Consider the following 20,964-nt stretch of genomic DNA (forward strand, 5'->3'; position numbering starts at 1 on the left):
CTACCACGCGCCAAGGGAGATCGAGAAAATCGCGGAAGCAGCTTAATAAAAGTGTCCGCTACGACTTGACCAGAACACACTACAGCTTAGCGTAGAAAAAAAACTGGGCGCTTAACGCGAGTTAAGCTTTAGGATGGGTTAACGGTCGATAGCAGCTCACAAAATAATTTATTACGTAGACAGCCTCACCACCTTATACAAGAATGGTACATAGAAAAACAATTGCAGCATTTATTTTTAACTGCGGCCGGGCGCGCCGATTTGAGAGTAGCCATGCGGTTTTCTTCCAAGGCCCCCTACTATTTGTTATCCAAGCGGCTATACAGCGCTGCAGAGTTACTACTCGGGGGGCTACTGTTACTGATAGTAGGCAGCGGGCTGCCTTCACTGATGGCTACTCCAATGCACTGGACAGTGGCCTATGGTTTGTACGCCTGCATCAGTGTATTAACGCTGCTTTTCTGGCCCTATGGGCAACTGGGGTGGGCAAACCGCGTCACCATGGCGAGAGCAACCTTTGTGGCCATTGTTGCAGGTGGACTGGTAGCGGATGCTTTCATCGCCGCACGCTGGCAGTGGTTGGCAGTTGCAGTTATCGCTCTAGTACTAGATGGCCTAGATGGCTGGATTGCTAGACGCACCCACAGCTATTCCTCATTTGGCGCACGCTTTGATATGGAGCTTGATGCTCTACTGATTACCTTGCTCTGCGTAGGGCTGCTAAGGCTCGAACCGTTAGGTGCATGGGTATTAATGATTGGTGGGATGCGCTACCTGTTTGTGGCGGCCAGTTGGCCTTTCCCATGGTTAAGCAGGCCTCTGTTTGCAAGTTTTCGCCGCAAAGCTGTGTGCGTTTGGCAAGTGGTTGCGTTGCTGCTCGCCTTAACACCTCTTTCTTCCCCTTTGACGGCCCACTTACTCGCGCTTAGTGCACTGCTGGCACTGGCCTACTCGTTTGGGTTTGATGTCTGGTGGCTTTACCAAAAAACAAAACAAAGCAAGACACCCTAGTACTCTAATCTTAAGGACTAGAATCTTAAGGACTAGAATCTTAAGGACTGGAATCTCAAGGACTGGAACCACTTAGCCAGGCTTTCTGGCGGGTATGCATCGGAGCTTTATTACGAAACTACCACCAACTGCCTCTGCGATGAGCTTTATAGCCCGTATGTTGCGAAAGTGTTAGGGCTCCTGTGCTCTGGTGAGAGCACAGGGTTGATGTGCCAAATCTTGGCTCATATTTGGATCACCACATCATCATAGTCAAACCGGACCTTCGGCAACTCTGAGCTTCTATCGCTTGGACTTCTATGCCCCAACGCCACAATAACTGAAGCCTCAAGCCCCTGCTCTGGCAACTGCAAAGCTTGGTCGTAGGCTCGGTGATCAAAACCTGTCATGGGGCAGCTATCGATTTTCAGCATGGCAGCTGCCGTCAGCAATGTACCCAATGCGATATAGCATTGCTGGTGGGCCCACTCCCGTTTCTGCGCCGCTGATTTAGTCGCCAATGCCTGCTGCATATGCTCGGCGTAGCCTGAAACATCCTCATAAGGCGTACCTCGGACCTTCATCAGCTGCTTCACATAACGCTCAACCGTTTGGTGGTCGATATTCGAATGAGCTGCAAATATGACCAGATGTGAGCAGTCCACTACTTTTTGCTGCCCAAATGAGTGCGGCAACAGCTCCTGTCGCACAGCTGTGGATTCAATGACAATCATTTTGTAGGGCTGCAAGCCATAGGAAGAAGCACTTTTACGCGCTGCATCAACCAGCGACTCCACAACTTGATTGCTCAGTTTTTCAGAAGAAAATTCACGGACGGCATAACGCCAATCCAAAGCGGCATGTATATCCATTGGTCAACTCCTCTAAGATGTTGAAAACGATTTAGGCTTCGTTTGGAGTGACCACTCTATGAAATTGCATAAGACGATTAAACGTACAGAATAGAACTATATAATTTCCCATTGAGAAACAATCAATACGCCTCTACTCCCAATACGGTCTGTCACCTAAATGTTGGTCGAGATGATCCAGCAACATCCTGACTTTCATTGGCTGCTTACGCCCTGGGGGGAAAAGCGCGTAAACGGTATAGTCTTTCGGTGGAAAACCCTGAAGTAAGGGAACCAGCGATCCATTTTCTATATCCGGTTGGACTAAAAAGCGCGGCAGCAAAGCTATTCCCATGCCCCGTAACACGCTTTGACGGATCGCCAGGCTACTATCGACTCGTAAATTACCGTTCACTACTACCTCCTCGCCACCCAGTTCCCAAACTTTGGGCCGATCATGAAGTGTGAACATCAGGCAGTTGTGGCGAGCAAGATCAACAGGGGTACGAATTTCTGGTGCACGCTCTAAATATTGCGGTGAGGCACAAACAATGTTTCTGGATTTTCTGAGAGGTCTAGCCATCAAGCTTGAGTCCGAGAGCGCGGCGCGCACTCGAATCGCGATATCAACGCCATGCTCCACAAGATCAATCATGCGATCACTGAGTTGCAGCTCAACATCGATTTCGGGGTAGCGATTCAGAAAGCTGTCGATGGCATCAGCAATATGAGTCACACCAAACGTCATCGGCACATTGACTCGAATCGTTCCTCGAGGCTCCGCTTGTACCCCTCGAGCTTCCAACTCAGCATCATCCAACTCATCCAGCAGTGCCTGAATTCGCTTTAAAAAACCTCGACCAGCATCAGTAAGGCTCATTCGGCGAGTCGTACGGTTAATTAAGCGGGTATCGATATCCCGCTCCAGAAAGGCAATGTGCTTACTGACCGTTGCGGCGGTAATGTCGAGATCATCTGCCGCCTTAGTGAAGCTGCCCAGTTCCGCGACACGTCGGAAAATCCTCATGGAAACTAGCTTGTCAGTGGCCACCCTGCCCCCCAAGATGTTTACCAATTTGGAATGAGTATTACGCGCCCCGCACCAGCTATCAATCGGGCTAACACCAGCAAACTAACGCTACGTCAGCTGGCCAGCGAAGTGGCGTCATTTATCTGGATGACGCACGATATACAGTGCCATGATCTGAGATAGTCCAGCCTACGAAACACCGGCTTATTTTATTGGCTCCGATCATAACTCTTCGTGCTGCACCCTAGAAACGTTGAGTTAATTGGCTGTGCCCGCCAGCAGTCACCTGAGACAGTTTAAATTCAGCGGTGCTCGACCTCGCTCAGGAAACTCTCCAAAATGGCACGGCTTTGGGCCAGTTTCACCATCTTCTGGTCAGCAATATCCATTTGTTCGCGTAAGACATTGCGTAGCTCATCACAGGGTTCGAAGACAGGAACCTCCCCCCTCACGCAGGGTAAGAACTGCTGGATAGTCGCAAGGGTCATGCCTGCCGAACCAAGCAGCTTGATCCGCTCTACAGTGCGCACCTCATCCAGAGCGTAATCACGATACCCATTCACGCCACGCTCCGGCTTCAGCAAGCCTACCTCTTCATAGTAACGCAGCATACGAATACTCACGCTGGTGCGCTTTGACAGTTCACCTATTTTCATTTCACCCTCTTGACTCTTACAGTGCTGTAAGGGCTTAGAGTAGTGACTCCTCAATGTGAATTCAATCAGGAGTCAATATCATGTCTACTAACGTCAGCAATGTTCAGGCCCGAATCAATGGGCAACCAGCCTCTCTTTCAGAGTTAACTCCCCTGGCCTTTGCTGGTTTTGCACATTTCACGGCAATGCAGGTACGAGACGGCAAAGTCAAAGGGTTAGACCTTCACTTAGACCGCCTACGAAACGCTTCAATGGACTTTTTTGGCAAAGCGCTTCCCGATGAAAAACTCTTGTCCTACATTAGAACAAGCATTGATGAAGGTCCAAAAAACCAGTCACTGACAGTCATAGTCTTTTCCCGCAATGGCGAGTTTTCGGCGGCCAGTATGAATGGGGAGCTAGCAGTGCTCGTCCGCACAGGCGCCCCCTCTCATGGACCCATGGGCCCATTGAGACTAGGCACGGTGGTGCACGAGAGGCCACTAGCCACCATCAAACATGTTGGTGAATCCGGTAAAACCTTCTATCTGCATCAAGCCGTACGCCAGGGCTTCGACGATGCAGCTTTTATAGACAGCCACGGGAATCTGAGCGAAGCAACGATATGGAACCTTGTCTTTTGGGACGGAGAAGCGGTTATCTGGCCACAGGCCGAGATACTACAGGGCACCATGATGAGCATCGTCCAACGTCAACTGGATCGCCTTGGGATTCCCCAGCGCCATGAGGCAATTACCATCGAGCGGCTTCGAGAACTGTCCGGCGCGGCAGTGATGAACTCATGGACACCGGGGATCTCCGTCACTGCCATTGGCTCAACGGATTTTGCAGAAGCAACACCGTTCATCAATTTGCTCCATAAAGCCTACCAGGCTGAACCCGCCAATTTCTTTTAAGGCCGCTCGTTTACTATTTGCGCAACGACGGATGGCAACTCTTCCATATGGTCGATCGCGTCTTTAACCGACCACAAGTTCCTCCGTCCTGCGTGAAACTAATGCTCGACACCAAGCCGCCGCTCCAAAAGCCCAGTAATTACCTGTTCATTCAATACTTTCGAACCCAACCATGATCCATAATGAAATCAAAACCGAGCATGCTACGGTAAGAAGCAACTGTTTTGGCAATGGGGGCGCTGCTATATTAGCGACTATCGATAGTCCATTTCACATTCATTTCAACGCCCCAATTAACATAGAGCCTTAGCACAGTGGCTCAGGCGTCAGCTAAAACGTCCGAGCCTGGTAATAAATGCCCGTACCTTCTTCACAGTATTGCTTAAGGCTCAGCAGGAAGATCGCCCAGTTATAGTTGCAGAAACGGTAGAACTCGGTCACTTCACGCCAATCGGTATGCTTGAGAGTGACCGCCGTTTTGTCTCCTCGTTGTTCGAGCTCGAAACTGACGCTGGTCCCAATCCACTCTGGGTCTGAATCGATACATTGCCAAGTCATCTTATTGTTAGGCACCAGCTCCACGATCGTCATCTTTGTCGGGTGCTCATCCCCAAACCGGAACTCGTTGACCGCATCCAGTTGAGCAATGAACGTTAAGTCTTGGGTCCACACATCAGCTAACCCACGAGCCGTGGTCAATACTTCGTAAACCTTTGATGGTAAAGTGTTGATGTATTGAATATGTTCAATGCGTGCCATCAGTATCACTCCTTAACAAAGGGCTGCCGCCTTCCAGCAAGCTTTTGAGGCTGGAAAGAATGACTGGCCAGCCGACGCTGATGCCTTGTAGTACCTTGCTGTTCTCCTCGAATTGATCGTGAATCAGCGTCAAGCGTACTTGGTCCATATACTCGGCGATTTCAAACGTCACCCGCGAAGGCTTTTCAGGTGTCGTCAGATCAACTTTTTCACCCTCGTATCCTGGCATTTCGTCATCGTTTTCGGGAATAAAGGTATAGGACAAGCGATGCGGCGGATCTGATTCCAGTACCTCGCCGCGCCAATCCAATGACCCATCGGCTTTGACGTGCCTAACCGAAGCTCCTACTGTCCACTCCGACGTAATCTGTCGCCCACCCCAGTATTGGCGGGTAAACTCCCCTTCCGTCAACGCTTTCCACAGCTGCTCGGGCGTGGTGTTAATGTAAATGACGTAGGAAAAATCGGGCTTACTCATTGTTATGGTCCTCAAGCCTCTGTTTGAGATTGTCCACGGCCTTGATCCGCTGATGGGTGAACTTACTGACCCACCGTTGGTGGATCTGCTGAATTGGTTCGGCGTTGAGATAGTGCAGTTTTTCCCTTCCTCGCCACGCCGTAACCACCAGCCCCGCTTCTTCAAGTAGCACCAAGTGCCTGGTAACCCCCTGACGACTCATAGAGAGGCGTTCGCACAGTTCATTGAGAGCCTGCCCATTATTCTCAAACAGGCTATCCAGAAGCTGGCGTCGCGAAGGGTCAGCGAGAGCCTTAAAAACAAGATTCAGATTAGTTGTCATAAAACCATTATGCAACAAAATAGTTGCATTTCAAATTTTAGTGCTCATGGTCGCCGATGACCCTCACATGTCGAAGACTAGCAACCGATAGAAACGCCAGAGCCATGATGGCTACCCCCCCCACCGTGGCCGCAGCATTCATTCCTTGAGTAAACGCAGACTGTGCCTGCTCAAGTAACTCTAAGGGGACTCGTTCAGCGATGGACGTTGTTGCCCACAAACTTTCTCCAAGGGCACGGGAGATGTCGTCAGGCACCCCGTCAGGAATCGCACTGGCAATTTGCACGCGATACAACAGGGTCGCCAAGCTGCCCAGAAGCGCTACGCCTAGTGCCACACCCAACTCTTGAACCATCTCAGACATTGATGACGCAGACCCCGCTTTTTCCGGCGGAGCAGTTCCTACCACCAAGTCTGTCCCAAGCGCGGCGATGGTGCCCAGCCCCAGGTACACCAGCGAAAAACCGATCACGACCTGGAGTACCTGAACGGAGAGCGGGTCTACTTGAGCCAGTAAACCGCAACCGATGCTTGAGAGCATAAGCGCTGCAGCAATAACAAATGCCGGCCGAATGCGTCGCGCAAACAGAGGGGCAAATATACCGGCAAGCACCATCATCAATGCTGGAGGCCCCATCCATAGCCCAGCTATCAGTGGCGTGTAGCCCGCCACTAGCTGAAGGTATTGGGTGACTAGGAGCATCATTCCCGCAACACCAACCAATCCTACCAAAAGGATGACAAGCGCGACGGTAAAGGTCTTACTGGAAAACAACTGAAGGTCGAGCAGAGGGTCAGGCAGTATTTTCTGTCGGTGAATAAAGCACATCGTTCCCGATATCCCGATACTCAACGTGAGCAGCACCAGTGGCGTCACCCCCGCCTTAGAGAACTCCTTGATGCCATAGATGCTTGGCAGAATCGCCATCAGCAACAATAGAACGCTCAAAAGATCCAAACGACCAGCGTGTGGATCGCGGTACTCTGGCAACAGCAACGGAGCTGCCACCAATAGAACAGCGACGATGGGGACAGCGATCAGAAAAGCGGCCCCCCACCAAAATGGTTCTAACAACAAACCACCAACCACCGGCCCCAAGGCCATGCCCAGAGCAAACATTGTCGCCCAGATACCAATTGCAAGAGCGCGCTGACGCAGGTCAAAAAACATATTGCTAATCAGGGCCAGCGTAGAAGGCATCAGGGTTGCCCCGGCAATACCCAGAGCAGCCCGCGCCACAATTAGCCACTCGGCATTCGGTGCATAGGCAGCAAATACCGAGGCGACGGCGAACGCAAAGGCCCCAATCATCAGCAGCCGACGTCGGCCAACCCGGTCACCTAACGTGCCCATCGTGATTAGAAAACCAGCTATCATGAAGCCGTAGGCATCCATGATCCATAGCGCCTGGGTACTACTCGGCTGCAGTTCTACTGCCAATGCTGGTAGCGCCAAGTAGAGAATAGTAACGTCGAGCCCTAGCAGTATGGTGGGCAGTGCCAATACAGCAAGCCCAGCCCACTCCTTGAGGCCAGCCTTGTTATCCGGCCGTTCAGAGCCTATATCAGGGCAAAAAGGGGTGTTCACATCGCATTGGTATGACATATCGCCTCCAACTTCATGGTGGAAGCAGGCATTCTCAGACACACTTTATAGGGTTACAATATAGCTAATTATCCTATTACTAAAGGTAATAGCATGGCGCAACATAGGCTTGAGCGAACACAGAGTGATCTCACTGAGTTCATTCTTCGGCATCGTCGTAAATTGACGCCAGCGGACGTTGATCTTCCAACTAGCGGTCGAAGACGTACACCAGGCCTAAGGCGAGAAGAAGTGGCAGCACTTGCCGGGGTAGGGCTGACTTGGTACACATGGTTTGAGCAAGGCCGTGACATTAAGGTCTCCGAACGTTTCCTTCTCAATATCGCCCGAGCCCTCAAGCTGGATGATGCCGAGTGCTGTCACCTCTTTCTTTTGGCACATCGGCGCGCACCACCTGTAGAGGCTTATCAAGAGCAGGCTATTTCTCCTCAGATCCAGTCTCTGATGGATGAACTCTCTCGCCCCAGCTACGTTATGAACCTGCGTTGGGATGTGGTTGGGTGGAACACTCAGGCCGATAAGCTACTTCAGTTCAGCACACGTGAAACGCCTGAGCGTAATTTGTTAAAGATGGTGTTTACTGCTCCCGACCTGCGCCGACGACTCCCCGCTTGGCAGCACGATGCATCCCACATGCTGGCATTATTCCGTTGTGATCTGGCTGTCGCCCCTGAAGATCCGGTCATGCAAGCTCTGATCGAGGAACTATGCCAGTTATCGCCGGACTTTAGGCGCTGGTGGGAAGCATCAAATATGGACGGGTACAAACGTGGAATTAGCAGCCTACTTGATATAGATGGCGTGCAACATACATACACCCATGAGGTACTTACCGTTGATGAGCACCGTCACCTGAGAATGGTCGTCTACTTCGACGCAGTCGAATGAGGCTCGCCACCTGCTGATTGGCAAGAAGAATTCGTTCGTTCGACGCTGATAAACCACTTAGGATGCATGTCTTCAAAATCCGTTCGAATATTAGATGGCAAGTAACTTGCTGAATCCAGCACAACGGCTTGTCCATCAACGCGCTTAAAAACCACCCAGTGCCAGAAGCTCTTGCCCTCTTCCTGGTAGTGTTTAATAGACAACAGGGCTAAATCAGGCAGTTCGCTCCACGACTCAAAAGCGATTTCCTCTACTGACGTCTCTGCCCCTGCGTTATTAAGCAGGCGCCTTACATACTGGGTATCCGACCAGAGCCCCTCATCTGCCGCATAGATTCCCATATCATTTGCAGTAGCTTTCATCTCTGAATAGGTCTTCCCCAGAATGTTCGCGACTGCAGCAATTCCACACCCTGTGGCTTCTTCCTGGATAACGGGCGTCAGCATCTGTTTACCTTCTGAGCAACAACAGTGTAAATATGCCACTGCCTGGACTTTCCAAGCAGTGGCTTACCTTCCATATCATGCGCAATCATATTTATTACTTTAAGCTCATCATTAAAAAATATGCTTGGATATCAAGGGTGGATAAGTATCAACATTCAGTGATTTTTCAAGATATGTTTGCTCACTCATTCTAAAGCCTCAATGCTTTCGCCACTCCAACCTACCACACTATTAACCGCCCCCTAAGCTGGCTTCCTCATCTAGAGGTAGGTGTTTTAACCTGCTCAATTTGCTGGCCAATATAGCTTAAGCCGCGCGGGGCAGAAATGCGGAAGAAACGCTCGACCACCTCTGCGTTGGTCGCGGGCGTTATCAAGGAAACCGCTATAAATATCGGTAGATTGATCATCAGCCCCCAGAAACCTGCGTGAATGCCCAACGGATGTGGCCACAGCGTGGTGAACACCACAGTGACTAGAAAGCCTGCCACGATACCTGCCATTACACCTAAGCGTGAAGCTCTCGGCCAGAAGAACATACCGATAAACGCAGGCAGTACCTGTGAAGCAAACCCCAACCCCACCAGTAGAATCATCACCAAACTTCCCGGCTCAGCAATAGCCAGCGGTGCCACCACTAAAAACATGACCGGTAGAATAAGCAACCGCGCTAACTTTCCGGTCACGCCATCTGAAAGCTTTAACACGGGTTGAAGAACATCTTTGCTAAGCGACAGTGATATCGAATGAATAAACGGCTCACTGGAGGACATTGACGCCGCCAGAGTACCCGCTCCCAGTAACCCGACCAGCACCACGGGTAAATGCTGCATGGCGTACTCAAGGGCAACTGTATCTGCTCGAGCCAATTCAGGTAGCGAGAAAATGCCGATAAAGCCCACCACCACCATGGGCAAAATTACGACGTAATAAGTAGGCAACCAAGTGGCACTGCGGCGAATAGTTCGCGCCGAGGATGCACTCATCCACTGGGTCCATACCGGCGGCATAAACGAAAACATTGAAACGATGATCGAAGTCGTCCAGAAGCTAAAGCTCATATCGCCACCCGCACCGGGCAAGGTAAGGAACTCGCCGTGATCGGCTTGAATACGCTCAAACACACCCGCAAAACTCAAACCACCGGTAGCGCTCTGGACTGCCCAAAGGCCAACGGCCCACGCGACGATCAGCATTAATACGCCCTGAAAGGCGTTGGTGCGGCCGATTGCTCGCTGGCCACTGGCATAGAGATAAACCGCAATACAGCCAAGCACCAGAAACACACCTAGCCAGATCGGGATAACCCCACCGCTCATTACAAACAAGATATACGCCGAGCCAATGGTTTGTAGCACCGCATAGGCTACCGAGCCGATCGCCATGACCAGAGCTGCCAAGGCGCCCAGCGTGGGGCTTTGATAGCGATCTGCAATGGCGCTTGCCTGGGTTACATGACCAAACTGCTCACCAAACTGCCATACCTTAGGCCCAAAGTACCACGCTACCAACGCTAAGTAAGCAAGATAGATCGCCACATAAAACACGGCCACCCCCTTGGAGTAAGCCCAACCGGGGGCGCCCATAAAGGTGTAAGCACTTACACTGCCAGCTGCAATCAGCAGGTAGAGCGTCACAGGCCCCATGCTACGCCCTGCTACCCCCCACTCTTCCAGGCTGTTCATTGAGCGGCCTGCCCTGGCGCGGAGGCCAATGACCATGGCAACGGCGACATAGGTCAACGTAATCAGCAGTGGCCAGGGGCTACTCATGGTCATCTCTCTCCACAATATGGTTACCGATTAACATCACCACCACGCAGGCAAAAATCACTAGATAGCTCCACACCACCATCAATGGCAGCCCCATTACCAAGGTTGTTCGGTTTACTAACCCAATTACCGGCCATGTGCCTGCTGCCACCAGCGCCACAAACGCAATCAACAACCTCCACCCTGCCCGAGAAGTAGGCAGCACCAATAAACGTCGCATATGTATGTCCCCCTTGGTATTTATCGATGATTGGTATTTATCGACGATTAGTATTTATCGACGACTGCTATTCCCCCCCTCTTTATGCAATGACGGCTTTATCACACGGGGGCGCTGGCCAGCGTATTGGCAACTCTAAACGTGCCTCTAGCTGTCGTGCTAGCTTCAGCACAAAATGATCCGCAAAGCGCGGGCCAATTAATTGCACGCCGATTGGCATATTGTCCTTGCTGAAACCCGCATTCAGCGAGATTGCAGGCTGCTCACCCATATTCCACGGCACTGTGTAGGCAATATGTTCAAACGGCTGACGAGGATCATTGATCGGTGATGGCCACTCCGCTGGAAAGGCGATATTCGGCGTAGTGGGCGAAATCACCGCATCGACCGTATCAAATACGGCTTCCGTGGCACGTCGCATATCCATGGTTTGTTGGAAACCTTGCACCACATCTACACCGCTTAAGCGCGCGCCGCCATCTGCCCAGGCCAAAATGGCAGGTAGTACCTGCTCGCGCTCTTTAGCAGAGAGCTTTAACAGCTCGCTCCACTGCCGGGCCTGCCAGAAGTGATCCATCCCATCCAACATTGCGCGGGTAAGCACTGGTGCCATCGGCACCAGCGTTGCCCCAGCGGCTTCTAACTGCTTTGCGGCCTGCTCAACGTGGCGGTGAATCTCATTATCCAGCGGTAATCCGCAGCCCGCCTCCATCATCACCCCCACTCGCAAACCTTTAATGTCTAGCGCTAGGTTCATCCAATCAATATCTTCTGGCGGCAGACGCATGGCATCGCGCCGGTCAGTGCGTGCAAGCGTAATCATCATTAGCGCGGCATCTTCGACACTCCGTGTCATTGGCCCTGCGCAACGCCCCACATAGTAAGGGTCAATAGGCACGCGGCCCAACGTTGGCTTGAAGCCGACAACTCCACACCACGCTGCTGGCAAACGTACTGAGCCACCAATATCGGTACCCACATGCAGTGGCCCAAACCCAGCCGCCGCTGCTGCACCAGCGCCGGAACTGGAACCACCGGTATTACAGGCTAGATTCCATGGGTTGCGGGTTAAACCATGAAACGACGAGAGCCCAGATGAGAGCATGCCAAAGTCAGGACAGGTGGTTTTCGCCAGTAGCAGGGCATTGTCTTCCGCTAAACGTGCCGCCGGAGGTGCATCTTCGGCAGCAGCCTGTGTGCCCAACCCAGTTCCCCGCGGTACCGGCATCCCTTTGGTGGCAATCAACTCTTTAAGGGTTATTGGAACACCATCCAAAGCACCGCGGGGCTCACCGTTTATCCAGCGCTGAGTAGATGCTTCAGCAGCCTGAATGAAAACATCAGGCTGATAGGCATACAGCGCGTTAATGTGTGGTTCCCACTTACCTATATGCTCAACCAGGGCGGTGGCTACCTCACTTGGCGAGAACGTATGGGCTCGGTAGCCTTCAAGTAGCTGGGTGGCAGTTAGTTGGTGTAGTTCAGGCATCACATCACCTTTAAGGCTGTTGTTATAAGGCTGAAGTAATCAGTGGCGCTATCAATAGCCTCAGCATGAACTCACACCGTGTCTTCCGCTATTGCAATATTGACCTCAGCGTGTCCACAATTTGTGTGCACCCCACTCACTCAAGATCCTTCAGGAGGATGGGAGCTACATTGTTTGTAGAGCACTCGCCAGTAGCGAAAGGCACGCCTCAGTCGCAAAACTGCGCTGGCGATGACGATAAACACAGAGATCAACCCGTGCTGCTTCAAGCTCTAAAGGAGATAAGGGAGTGCTAATTAATTCACCTAACTGACATTCACGGGTTACTGCCATCGGCGGTAATACCAGAACACCTGCACCGTTAATGGCGAGTGCTTTTTGGGTTTCTAGTGAAGCGGTTTTGAAGGTAGGTACCAGAACCACTCCGGCCCGGTGAGCGGCACGCTCCAGCGCTTGGCGCACGCCATAGGATTCATGAGGTAGGATCAGGCGATGCTGTGCCAAGGTGTAAAGACTCACCTCAGAGGCAGTTGCCAGTGGATGGCCTGGGGCCATCACGGCATGATGGTACAGCTCGGCACTGGCGAAAGGTACAATGTCATCATGGCGGGGCATAAAGAAGGACAGGCCAATATCCGCATCGCCACGGCGTAGCGCTTCCACCATTTGGCTTGCGCTAGCGATCTCAATATCAAAGCTCAAGAGGGGGTAGCGTTGCCCCATCTTAGCTAATGCAGGTGCTAGCAGGCCTGCAACAACGCCTTCCGCCACTTGCAAACTTACCCGGCCAGTGCGCAAACCTTTGAGGTCGGCAATATGCTCCTGTACTCGCTCCAGGTCACGTAGGGTCCGTTGAGCCTGGGCGGCCAATAGCTCCCCTGCCGCTGTCAGGCTAATACCGTTAGGGCCACGCTCAATTAGCGGTGCACCAAGCTGATGCTCCAGCAAGTCGATCTGGCGGCTAATCGCCGTGGGGGCAATATGTAGCTGGGCGGCGGCTTGGCGCAGCGAACGGCAGCGAGCAACCGTATCGAAGTAGCGTAAAGCACGACCACTGATCATAAGCTAGCCACCATATCTGTCGCAAAACCTCCACTCAAATGTGAGTTCACATTTGAGTAAATAAGAAGGCCCCAGCCCTCTAACGAGCCAGGGCGGCGAGACGGATAGATATCAGATGGACACAGGCTTCATTTGTTTGGCCAGTTCATCGTCCAACTCATTAGCCCGCTTGGCTGCAGGCCTGCTTTCCGTGCGCGCTATGTATTGCTTGAATACCTCGTTTGGCGGGATATTGTTCTGCATCGTTTCCCACCAGAGATAACTGCTAACCAAGATATCCGCAGCAGTAAACTGGTCGCCGCAGATATAAGCGTTTTCACTGAGCGCTTTTTCAAGTGTATTGATACTATCTTCCAACTGACCACAGCCAACAGCCTGCGCATTACTGCTATCTATTTTCCAGCCATAAGACTTTGCGCTGGTAGCCATTTCGAACGGGCCAGCCATAAAAAACAACCAACGGTAGTAGGCTCCGCGCTCGGGGGAGTGTGGAGGTGGTGACAGCTTTTTATCTGGAAACTGGTCGGCCAAGTACGCGCAGATAGCCGCAACTTCGGTCACTATAGTATTACCATGCTTGATGGCTGGTACCTTCCCCATGGGATTAATCGCCAAGTAGCCTGCTGTTTTCATCTCCGGGCCATACTCCATGGCTTCCACTGTGTAGGGAATGCCTACTTCTTCCAACAACCAGCGTACAACACGCCCGCGGGACATAGGGTGAGTGTAAAACGTTAATTCTGACATGCCGAGCTCCTTCTTCCGTCAAGTTTTCAGGTGATATTAAGCACTGCTATGTCAGGTTAGTTTGTTAATAGGTGAGAATCCGTCCTAAATAAACGCAACAATGCACTTTTTCTGCAAAACTTTAGAAACAACGTCTAAGGGAAGGTGGCAATGGCAAGTCCAACAACACGCGTGCTTGCTGTACTTGAGTTATTGCAAGCGAATGGACAAATGGGCGGCGCAGAACTGGCAGAGCGCCTGGGCGTAGATCGGCGTACGATACGGCGTTACATTACCGCGCTGGAAGATATAGGTGTTCCGATATTAACCGAACAGGGGCGCTACGGTGGCTATCGTTTGGTTGCGGGCTTCAAGCTACCACCGATGATGTTCACCGATGAAGAGACTCTCGCCGTCTCTTTGGGCTTATTGGCCGCCAGTCAACTGGGCTTAGCGAATGCCGCACCCGCGATTGCCAGCGTACAGTCAAAACTGGAACGGGTGATGCCAGAGAACCTGAAAAGACGTGTGCGTAGTGTCAGTGATACCACCCAGGTGATTTTACCCAGGCGTGAACCTAACCTTGATAATCGTGCGCTTGAAACGCTGACCACCGCGACACAAGCCGCGCGAACCGTGGGGCTGACCTACCACTCCCCACAGCATGACACCGTTGACCGTAAGGTCGACCCCTACGGGCTAGTATTCCAACAAGGCCGGTGGTACGTCGCTGGTTTTTGCCATCTGCGCGGCTCCATGCGCTCATTCCGATTGGACCGAATCAGCAGTGTTCATCTGTTAGATGACACTTTTATACGCCCCTCCAACTTCGATGCAGCGCTATTTTTAAGCGAAAGCCTTATGTCCTGGAGTACGACTTATGAAGTCTCTCTGATACTGCACACCGACCATGACGCGGTTGCGTACTTTGAGAACCAGTCGTTCTGTAAAAACCAGTTCCAACAGGTTGAAGGAGGGCTACTGCTAAATACCCGCACCGATAGCTTTGAGTGGTTTGCTTTTTGGCTGGTACAGCTCCCCTTTCGATTTACCATTCTCAAACCAGATGGCCTCAAAGAAGCACTACGCGAGCGCGCCAACCATTTACTCGCAAGTTGCGAGTGCTCTTCAGCACATCCAATAGCCCCCTCTGATAAACACAGCGTTAACTGCTAGCTAAACGGTTGCCCCCAAGTATCACGATGCAGCAACTCATCCAGCGGTAACCGGGCACGCCAGCCCTTGGCTTCCAGCTCCGGCTGGTCTAAAAACTCGCTGACATAGCCAAGACAGAGATACGCCAGCGGATAGACACCTTCAGGCAAGTTCAACACCGTGCTTAACTGAGCGGGATCGAGAATACTGACCCAGCCAACGCCAATACCTTCTGCTCTTGCCGCCAGCCAAAGGTTTTGCACCGCCAAACAAGTGCTGAATAGGTCGGTGTCCACCATGCTATTGCGCCCCAGCACATGGGGTCCACCTCGATTACGATCACAGGTAATACAGAGATTAAGAGGGCTCTCCAAAATCCCTTGCAGCTTAAGCCCTTGATAAAGGTCTTTCCGATCGCCTGTAAAACGCTCGGCAGCTTTATCATTTTCTTGATCGAACAGCGCTAAGACCGATGTTCGAACCTCTCTGCTTTCAATGACAATAAAATCCCACGGCTGCATAAACCCCACCGAAGGCGCGTGATGGGCCGCCTGTAAAAGGCGGGCAAGCACATCATGGGGAATCCGGTCGGGCAGAAATTGCGAGCGTACATCCCGCCGCTCGTGTATGGCGCGGTAAAGCCCACGCCGTTCGGCATCGGAAAAACAGTGGTTCGAGGTGGTCATTACGCTAATTGGGCCTTTTGTCGATCAGTTCTAGGGTTTGTGAAGAGTCTACATGCGATCAACCTAGCCGCCATCGCAGCGGGGCACTCTGGCACAGAACTCCCTCATCGTCCCAGTCGTCCCACCCCGTAAAGGGGATCGGTTGCTCAGTATTCAAGCTATGCAGGCGCACAGACCATGCCTCTTTACACCTCTCTAAGTGGCCCATGATCGCGGCTTCCTCTTGGTAGCGAATACCGCCACCTTGAATACCGTAGCTTACCTGAGGGGCCAGCACGTCAAAGCCCACGTAGTATAACGAAGAGTGAATCGGCCAAAGCCATTGGACCATATTGCCTGCTCGACCAAAGGGCTGAAACGTCTTTTCAGGTGAGCCTGTAGTTACTGACAATACTGCTCGCTTGCCGCGATAGTACCCCTTATCGTAACGCATGCGGCTTGAGTAACGCCCACCATACACGAGCACACGATCAAACCAGCCTTTCAGAATGGCGGGCTGGCCGTGCCACCACAAAGGGAACTGAAAGATCACTAAATCAGCCCACTCCAGCCTTGCCAACTCACGTTGAACATCCAGCGGTAATGAGCCTTGCTCATAATGCGCCCGCTGCTCGTTGAGAGGATAGAAGTAGTTCGCATCCATGGCTTGATGTACATAGCATTCAGGGCGCTCCACTGGGTCAAACTGCTCAGTATAGAGATCGTCCACCTCTACTGAGTGGCCTGCAGCCACTAGCTGATTGACCGCGACATCCACCAAGCCCCCATTAAACGACTTGCGTTCTGGATGGGCCAAGACGATTAACACATTCATGCTACGTCTCCCCTGTTGATAGGTTTAACGACAGACTAACCTGTTCATATACGATCAAACATTGACTAAAAATGAGAACCTAGCTTGCATGAATGAACAGCAGATAAGGTGGGATGACTTACAAATCGTGCTAGCAATTACCCAGGCTGGCTCTTTGTCCGGCGCCAGCCGAACGTTAAGTATCAGCCATGCCACCGTATTTAGGCGCTTAAGCGAGATGGAGCGGCGATTGGGCGTCACCCTTTTCGAGCGCAACCGCAGTGGTTATACGCCAACCCTGGCAGGCGAAGATCTGGCGGCAGTAGCTATGCGCGTACAGCGCGAAATTAACGGTGCTGAACGACGCATTATAGGCCAGGATTTAAAACTCACCGGTAGCCTTAGGATCACAACGACTGACACGCTTTTCGCGGGACTTCTCTCGCCACTGTTCATACAGTTTCGCCAGCAATATCCAGACATTACACTGGAGGTAGTTATTTCCAATCAGCTTCAAAGCCTATCGCGTCGGGAGGCCGACATCGCTATTCGGCCTACTCTCAAGCCTCCCGAAACCCTTGTAGGCCGAAAAATAATGGAGATTACTCAAGCGATTTATGGCGCAACGCAACATTGGAAAAACATGCCAGTGCTAATGGAACCAGCATCGCTACCAAGCAAAGACTGGGTAGGTCCAGATGCCCACATGGGCGACACACTGCTTGATAAGTGGATGATGGGTAAAAGTGCCGCTTACCGAGTAGACAGCATGCTAGGAATGCAGCAGGCAGTGCGCGATGGAGCAGGTATTGCAGTGCTACCGTGCTATCTCGGAGATGCTGATAAAGCATTAATAAGGTTAAGCGACCCGATTGAAGCGCTCACCACACAGCTATGGCTACTCACCCACCCTGACTTACGCTACGTAGCAAGAGTGCGAGCTTTTATGGAGGCGATAACGGAAGGGGTTCGTGGCCAAAGGCCCTAGCTCAATGCATGGAAAATGCCTCTCACCATTGCTATTTCACTGAATCGGAACCGTAATTGCTGACCGATCCATCAAGGCATTTGAAAATTTCTAATTTCTTCACTTAACCACTGCTTAAATGCCATAACGCGCGGATTTTCAACTTCAGCCGGATGCGATACTAGGTAGTAGGCAAATTCATGGCGACGCCAAGGCATAATCGCATGGACTTTTCTATCCAGCAGAAACTGGTTAGCAATGGAGCGTCGACCTATACAAAGCCCAAGCCCAGCAGCGCAAGCTGTTAAGGTCAGACTGCTGTCAGAGAACTGTACTTTCTGTAGTGATGTATGCGGTTCAACACCTGCTTCGCGAAACCAGGGCTGCCATGTATTCCATGGTTCTGACGGGTGAATACTGCTGTCTTCCAGTAACAGCTGAGTTTGCAATAAACTTTCAGGGCGAACATCGCTGAGGCTACTTATCAACATTGTAGGAGCAAGTACAGCCACGCTATCGCCCATCAGTTGCTCAGCATGAAGGCTTGGATAGTTACCTGTGCCAAAACGGATTCCAATATCAGCTTGGTTATCGCGAAAGCTCAATAACTCACTTTCACCACGTAGTTTTAGCTGCAGGCCAGGGTAAAGAGTTTTTAAATTAGCTAGCCGAGGGATCAGCCAATGGTGGATAAATGAGTGAGGGGCAGATAGCGTCAGAGGGCCGTCTATCCCCTGTTGCCTAAGCTCTTTAGTTGCTTGTTCGATTTGGGTAAAGATAGTAGATAACCGACCGTAGTAACGACGACCAGACTCCGTCAGGATTACGCCACGTGGCAGGCGTATAAACAACAAAATATCGAGCCTGCCCTCTAGCTCTTTTATACGATGGCTGACGGCTGCTGGTGTCAGGCTAAGCTCCTGGGCAGCAGATGCGAAGCTGCCTAATCGTGCAGCGGCCTCAAAGGCACGAAGGGTGTTTAAAGGAGGAAAAGTGATTCTACTCATGGCTAAATTCCAGTAACCCTATGGGTGACAATAAAGCAGTTTCCATTATTATTTCTAAGGTCACAATGATGCTTTCTGGTAAATAATTCCTTTAGGAGCAGAGCATCATGAGTGAGCAGTTATACCGACTAGCGGCGTTTTCGACAGATCCAACGAAAGGCAACCCAGCAGGCGTTTGGATTGGCGATGCACTGCCGGATAATAAGACAATGCAGAGTATCGCCGCAGAAGTGGGTTACTCGGAAACCGCATTTATCGCCCCAGCGAGCGGCGAAATTAGAACCATTCGTTACTATAGCCCGCTAGTAGAAATCAACTTTTGTGGTCATGCCACGATTGCTAGCGCCGTCATGCTGGGGCGCCTAAGTGGTATCGGCACTTATCAGTTGGATACATTAGTAGGCCGCGTACCAGTGAAAGTTCACTCGGTTGATGGCCAGATCCAGGCTGCACTCACCTCGGTTGAGCCTGCACATAAACCTATTACTGAACAACTTGTTGAAGAAGTGCTCGCGCTACTACAGTGGCCATCTGATGCACTGGATCTCACTATTCCTCCAGCCCTAGCCTACGGCGGAGTCTGGCATCTTATTTTGGCGGTCAACTCCCAGTATCGACTGAGCCAACTTGATTACGATTTTGAAAAACTGAAGTCGTGGATGTCGAGAGAGGGGGTAACAACACTCCAGCTTATATTCCGCGAAAGTGATGGCCTTTTTCACTCACGCAATCCTTTCCCAGTGGGCGGTGTTGTGGAAGATCCTGCCACGGGCGCTGCAGCGGCCGCGCTGGGCGGTTATTTACGCGATGCCAAGTTAATGGATATACCTGGGAAATTCCTGATCAAACAGGGTGAAACGATGGGACGAGTAAGTCTGCTCCAGGTTGAAGTACCCGAGCAAGGAGGAGTTATAGTAGCTGGCACAGCTGTAGAGATTATTTGATTGCCTACCATGTTGCTCAGAAGAGTTGCTCAGAAGAAATGATTTAAACTCTGCCTTGATGGGTTAAATAACCTTCTGAGCAACAACGGCGTAAACATGCCAATGCTTGGACTTCCCAAGCAGTGTCGTACCATCTGTATTGTGCTCAACAATATCTATGACCTTAAACTCATCATTAAACAGCGCTTGGATATCAGCATAGGAGTGTATCGTTAAATCTCCTCTTCCCATTTTTGCCCAGGTGTCATCTGGCCCCATAAAATGGCCACAAAATACACCACCCTTTTGCAGTGAATTTGTGAGGCGCTGCCAAGCGCCAGCAAATAGCGCCGGATCACAAAAAAACAGGCTGGAGCATGCATTCACTAGCGTAGTTTGAGGATATTCAAACTGCTCAAAGCTGCATGTTTTAGGAAATAGCGTGTTATCAATGTGGCGCCCACCTACCTCTTTTAAGCGTAATATCGCTGCATCACTTTTATCGTAGGCATGCACCGTATAACCATGCTCCACCATATACATTGCATCACGCCCAGCCCCACAGCCTGCATCAACGGCTACCTTAGGCAAAGAGTTTTCCACCAGTTCAAGTGCTCGCTTTAGTGGCGGGTACACATCCACGTTGAGCGATTTGTCGAGATACACTTGCTCACTCATTCTACCTCCTCAAGTCCCGCTAAGAACTGCTTAAGCAGATCATCGAGTTGCTCTCGCTGCTCTTTAGACAAGCCGCTTACCAGTTGCGCCTGGGTCTCTACATGGGCGGCCACTGCTTCGTCGATTAAATCGAACCCACGTTGTGAAAGAGAGATTAGAAAACCACGACCGTCATCGGGATTTTTGACCCGCTCAATCAAGCCCGCCTTTTCCAGCTGGTTAATACGGTGAGTCATGGTGCCTGAAGTCACCATGGTGGATGCCATCAAATCACCCGGCGATAGCGCATAGGGCTCCCCTTCTCGACGGAGGGTCGCCAGAACGTCAAAGCTCGCGTCCGTCAAACCGTATTTCGCCCAGGTCTTCTCCATGACGCGCATTAACGTGTGGTTCAGTCGTTTGACCCGCCCGATGGTACCCATCGGCGCAACATCGAGGTCGGGCCTCTCTAAGTGCCACTGTTTGAGTATCTTGTCTACATGATCCATAGGAATATTTTTCACCTAATTATCTTGACGTCAAGATTAATCAAACCTATCTTGATGTCAAGATAAACCCTGAGAAT

The 20,964-nt window shown here is 51.4% G+C and carries 24 protein-coding genes; 6 read left to right on the top strand and 18 right to left on the bottom strand.

The window, feature by feature from the left end; genetic code table 11:
- Positions 1-273 precede the first annotated feature (273 nt).
- On the top strand, positions 274-1,011 hold the full coding sequence (locus CPA45_RS16975) for a CDP-alcohol phosphatidyltransferase family protein (protein ID WP_096653548.1): 738 nt from the start codon (positions 274-276) through the stop codon (positions 1,009-1,011).
- Positions 1,012-1,235: 224 nt separating this feature from the next.
- Here CPA45_RS16975 and CPA45_RS16980 read toward each other — a convergent pair whose 3' ends face one another.
- The 3 genes from CPA45_RS16980 to CPA45_RS16990 form a co-directional block, all read right to left on the bottom strand.
- Positions 1,236-1,862, bottom strand: a complete 627-nt coding sequence (locus CPA45_RS16980) for an NAD(P)H-dependent oxidoreductase (RefSeq protein WP_096653550.1) — start codon at positions 1,860-1,862, stop codon at positions 1,236-1,238.
- A gap of 133 nt (positions 1,863-1,995) precedes the next feature.
- Positions 1,996-2,868: a LysR family transcriptional regulator gene (locus CPA45_RS16985; protein WP_208858542.1), complete on the bottom strand. Its 873-nt coding sequence runs from the start codon at positions 2,866-2,868 to the stop codon at positions 1,996-1,998.
- Positions 2,869-3,173: 305 nt separating this feature from the next.
- Positions 3,174-3,527, bottom strand: coding sequence for a MerR family transcriptional regulator (locus CPA45_RS16990; protein WP_096653555.1), 354 nt, complete (start codon positions 3,525-3,527; stop codon positions 3,174-3,176).
- A gap of 80 nt (positions 3,528-3,607) precedes the next feature.
- Between CPA45_RS16990 and CPA45_RS16995 the strand changes: the two genes are divergently transcribed.
- Positions 3,608-4,423: an aminotransferase class IV family protein gene (locus CPA45_RS16995; RefSeq protein ID WP_096653557.1), complete on the top strand. Its 816-nt coding sequence runs from the start codon at positions 3,608-3,610 to the stop codon at positions 4,421-4,423.
- 330 nt (positions 4,424-4,753) lie between these two features.
- On the opposite strand, the gene CPA45_RS17000 is transcribed toward CPA45_RS16995, so the two are convergent.
- The 4 genes from CPA45_RS17000 to CPA45_RS17015 are packed head-to-tail and all read right to left on the bottom strand — an operon-like array spanning position 4,754 to position 7,588.
- Positions 4,754-5,182: an SRPBCC family protein gene (locus tag CPA45_RS17000; protein WP_096653559.1), complete on the bottom strand. Its 429-nt coding sequence runs from the start codon at positions 5,180-5,182 to the stop codon at positions 4,754-4,756.
- On the bottom strand, positions 5,169-5,660 hold the full coding sequence (locus CPA45_RS17005) for an SRPBCC family protein (RefSeq protein WP_096653561.1): 492 nt from the start codon (positions 5,658-5,660) through the stop codon (positions 5,169-5,171). Before CPA45_RS17005 ends, CPA45_RS17000 begins: the two co-directional genes overlap by 14 nt.
- On the bottom strand, positions 5,653-5,982 hold the full coding sequence (locus CPA45_RS17010; RefSeq protein WP_096653563.1) for an ArsR/SmtB family transcription factor: 330 nt from the start codon (positions 5,980-5,982) through the stop codon (positions 5,653-5,655). The genes CPA45_RS17005 and CPA45_RS17010 overlap by 8 nt, the downstream gene beginning before the upstream one ends.
- A gap of 37 nt (positions 5,983-6,019) precedes the next feature.
- Positions 6,020-7,588 carry an MFS transporter gene (locus CPA45_RS17015; RefSeq protein ID WP_096653565.1) on the bottom strand — a complete coding sequence of 523 codons (1,569 nt, stop codon included), beginning with the start codon at positions 7,586-7,588 and terminating at the stop codon, positions 6,020-6,022.
- Positions 7,589-7,681: 93 nt separating this feature from the next.
- Here CPA45_RS17015 and CPA45_RS17020 point away from each other — a divergent pair, with 93 nt between their 5' ends.
- A complete protein-coding gene (locus CPA45_RS17020; RefSeq protein ID WP_096653566.1) occupies positions 7,682-8,476 on the top strand; it encodes a helix-turn-helix transcriptional regulator in 795 nt (264 codons plus the stop codon).
- On the opposite strand, the gene CPA45_RS17025 is transcribed toward CPA45_RS17020, so the two are convergent.
- From CPA45_RS17025 to CPA45_RS17050, 6 genes are all read right to left on the bottom strand, one after another.
- Entirely contained in the window at positions 8,455-8,922 is a 468-nt protein-coding gene (locus CPA45_RS17025; RefSeq protein WP_096653568.1) for a hypothetical protein, read from the bottom strand. The two genes, CPA45_RS17020 and CPA45_RS17025, sit on opposite strands and share 22 nt — an antisense overlap.
- Positions 8,923-9,178: 256 nt before the next feature.
- The gene (locus tag CPA45_RS17030; protein ID WP_096653571.1) at positions 9,179-10,693 is read right to left on the bottom strand and encodes a sodium:solute symporter family protein; all 1,515 of its coding nucleotides are present in this window, start codon (positions 10,691-10,693) and stop codon (positions 9,179-9,181) included.
- A complete protein-coding gene (locus CPA45_RS17035) occupies positions 10,686-10,913 on the bottom strand; it encodes a hypothetical protein (RefSeq protein ID WP_096653573.1) in 228 nt (75 codons plus the stop codon). Before CPA45_RS17035 ends, CPA45_RS17030 begins: the two co-directional genes overlap by 8 nt.
- Positions 10,914-10,995: 82 nt before the next feature.
- Positions 10,996-12,402 (bottom strand): amidase, encoded by a 1,407-nt coding sequence (locus CPA45_RS17040; RefSeq protein ID WP_096653575.1) that lies wholly within the window; start codon positions 12,400-12,402, stop codon positions 10,996-10,998.
- Positions 12,403-12,567: 165 nt separating this feature from the next.
- Positions 12,568-13,464 (bottom strand): LysR family transcriptional regulator, encoded by an 897-nt coding sequence (locus CPA45_RS17045; RefSeq protein ID WP_096653577.1) that lies wholly within the window; start codon positions 13,462-13,464, stop codon positions 12,568-12,570.
- 111 nt (positions 13,465-13,575) lie between these two features.
- Positions 13,576-14,211 carry a glutathione S-transferase family protein gene (locus tag CPA45_RS17050; RefSeq protein WP_096653579.1) on the bottom strand — a complete coding sequence of 212 codons (636 nt, stop codon included), beginning with the start codon at positions 14,209-14,211 and terminating at the stop codon, positions 13,576-13,578.
- Between the two features lie 150 nt (positions 14,212-14,361).
- Between CPA45_RS17050 and CPA45_RS17055 the strand changes: the two genes are divergently transcribed.
- Positions 14,362-15,366, top strand: coding sequence for a helix-turn-helix transcriptional regulator (locus CPA45_RS17055; RefSeq protein WP_096653581.1), 1,005 nt, complete (start codon positions 14,362-14,364; stop codon positions 15,364-15,366).
- Here the strand turns inward: CPA45_RS17055 and bluB are convergent.
- Positions 15,363-16,031 carry a 5,6-dimethylbenzimidazole synthase gene (gene bluB, locus CPA45_RS17060; RefSeq protein WP_096653583.1) on the bottom strand — a complete coding sequence of 223 codons (669 nt, stop codon included), beginning with the start codon at positions 16,029-16,031 and terminating at the stop codon, positions 15,363-15,365. The genes CPA45_RS17055 and bluB overlap by 4 nt on opposite strands.
- Positions 16,032-16,089: 58 nt before the next feature.
- Positions 16,090-16,845 (bottom strand): NAD(P)H-dependent oxidoreductase, encoded by a 756-nt coding sequence (locus CPA45_RS17065; protein WP_096653585.1) that lies wholly within the window; start codon positions 16,843-16,845, stop codon positions 16,090-16,092.
- Positions 16,846-16,933: 88 nt separating this feature from the next.
- Between CPA45_RS17065 and CPA45_RS17070 the strand changes: the two genes are divergently transcribed.
- On the top strand, positions 16,934-17,812 hold the full coding sequence (locus CPA45_RS17070; RefSeq protein ID WP_096653587.1) for a LysR family transcriptional regulator: 879 nt from the start codon (positions 16,934-16,936) through the stop codon (positions 17,810-17,812).
- A 71-nt stretch (positions 17,813-17,883) separates the two neighbouring features.
- Here the strand turns inward: CPA45_RS17070 and CPA45_RS17075 are convergent, their stop codons facing one another.
- Positions 17,884-18,798, bottom strand: a complete 915-nt coding sequence (locus CPA45_RS17075) for a LysR substrate-binding domain-containing protein (RefSeq protein WP_096653589.1) — start codon at positions 18,796-18,798, stop codon at positions 17,884-17,886.
- A gap of 107 nt (positions 18,799-18,905) precedes the next feature.
- Between CPA45_RS17075 and CPA45_RS17080 the strand changes: the two genes are divergently transcribed.
- Entirely contained in the window at positions 18,906-19,742 is an 837-nt protein-coding gene (locus CPA45_RS17080) for a PhzF family phenazine biosynthesis protein (RefSeq protein ID WP_096653591.1), read from the top strand.
- Positions 19,743-19,805: 63 nt separating this feature from the next.
- Here CPA45_RS17080 and CPA45_RS17085 read toward each other — a convergent pair whose 3' ends face one another.
- Both CPA45_RS17085 and CPA45_RS17090 read right to left on the bottom strand, forming a co-directional pair.
- The gene (locus tag CPA45_RS17085; RefSeq protein WP_096653593.1) at positions 19,806-20,399 is read right to left on the bottom strand and encodes a class I SAM-dependent methyltransferase; all 594 of its coding nucleotides are present in this window, start codon (positions 20,397-20,399) and stop codon (positions 19,806-19,808) included.
- The gene (locus tag CPA45_RS17090) at positions 20,396-20,902 is read right to left on the bottom strand and encodes a MarR family winged helix-turn-helix transcriptional regulator (protein WP_244287640.1); all 507 of its coding nucleotides are present in this window, start codon (positions 20,900-20,902) and stop codon (positions 20,396-20,398) included. Before CPA45_RS17090 ends, CPA45_RS17085 begins: the two co-directional genes overlap by 4 nt.
- Positions 20,903-20,964: the final 62 nt, after the last annotated feature.

Origin of the sequence: Vreelandella nigrificans (assembly GCF_002374315.1) — a bacterium.
In the GTDB taxonomy this organism is placed as follows: Bacteria; Pseudomonadota; Gammaproteobacteria; order Pseudomonadales; family Halomonadaceae; genus Vreelandella; species Vreelandella nigrificans.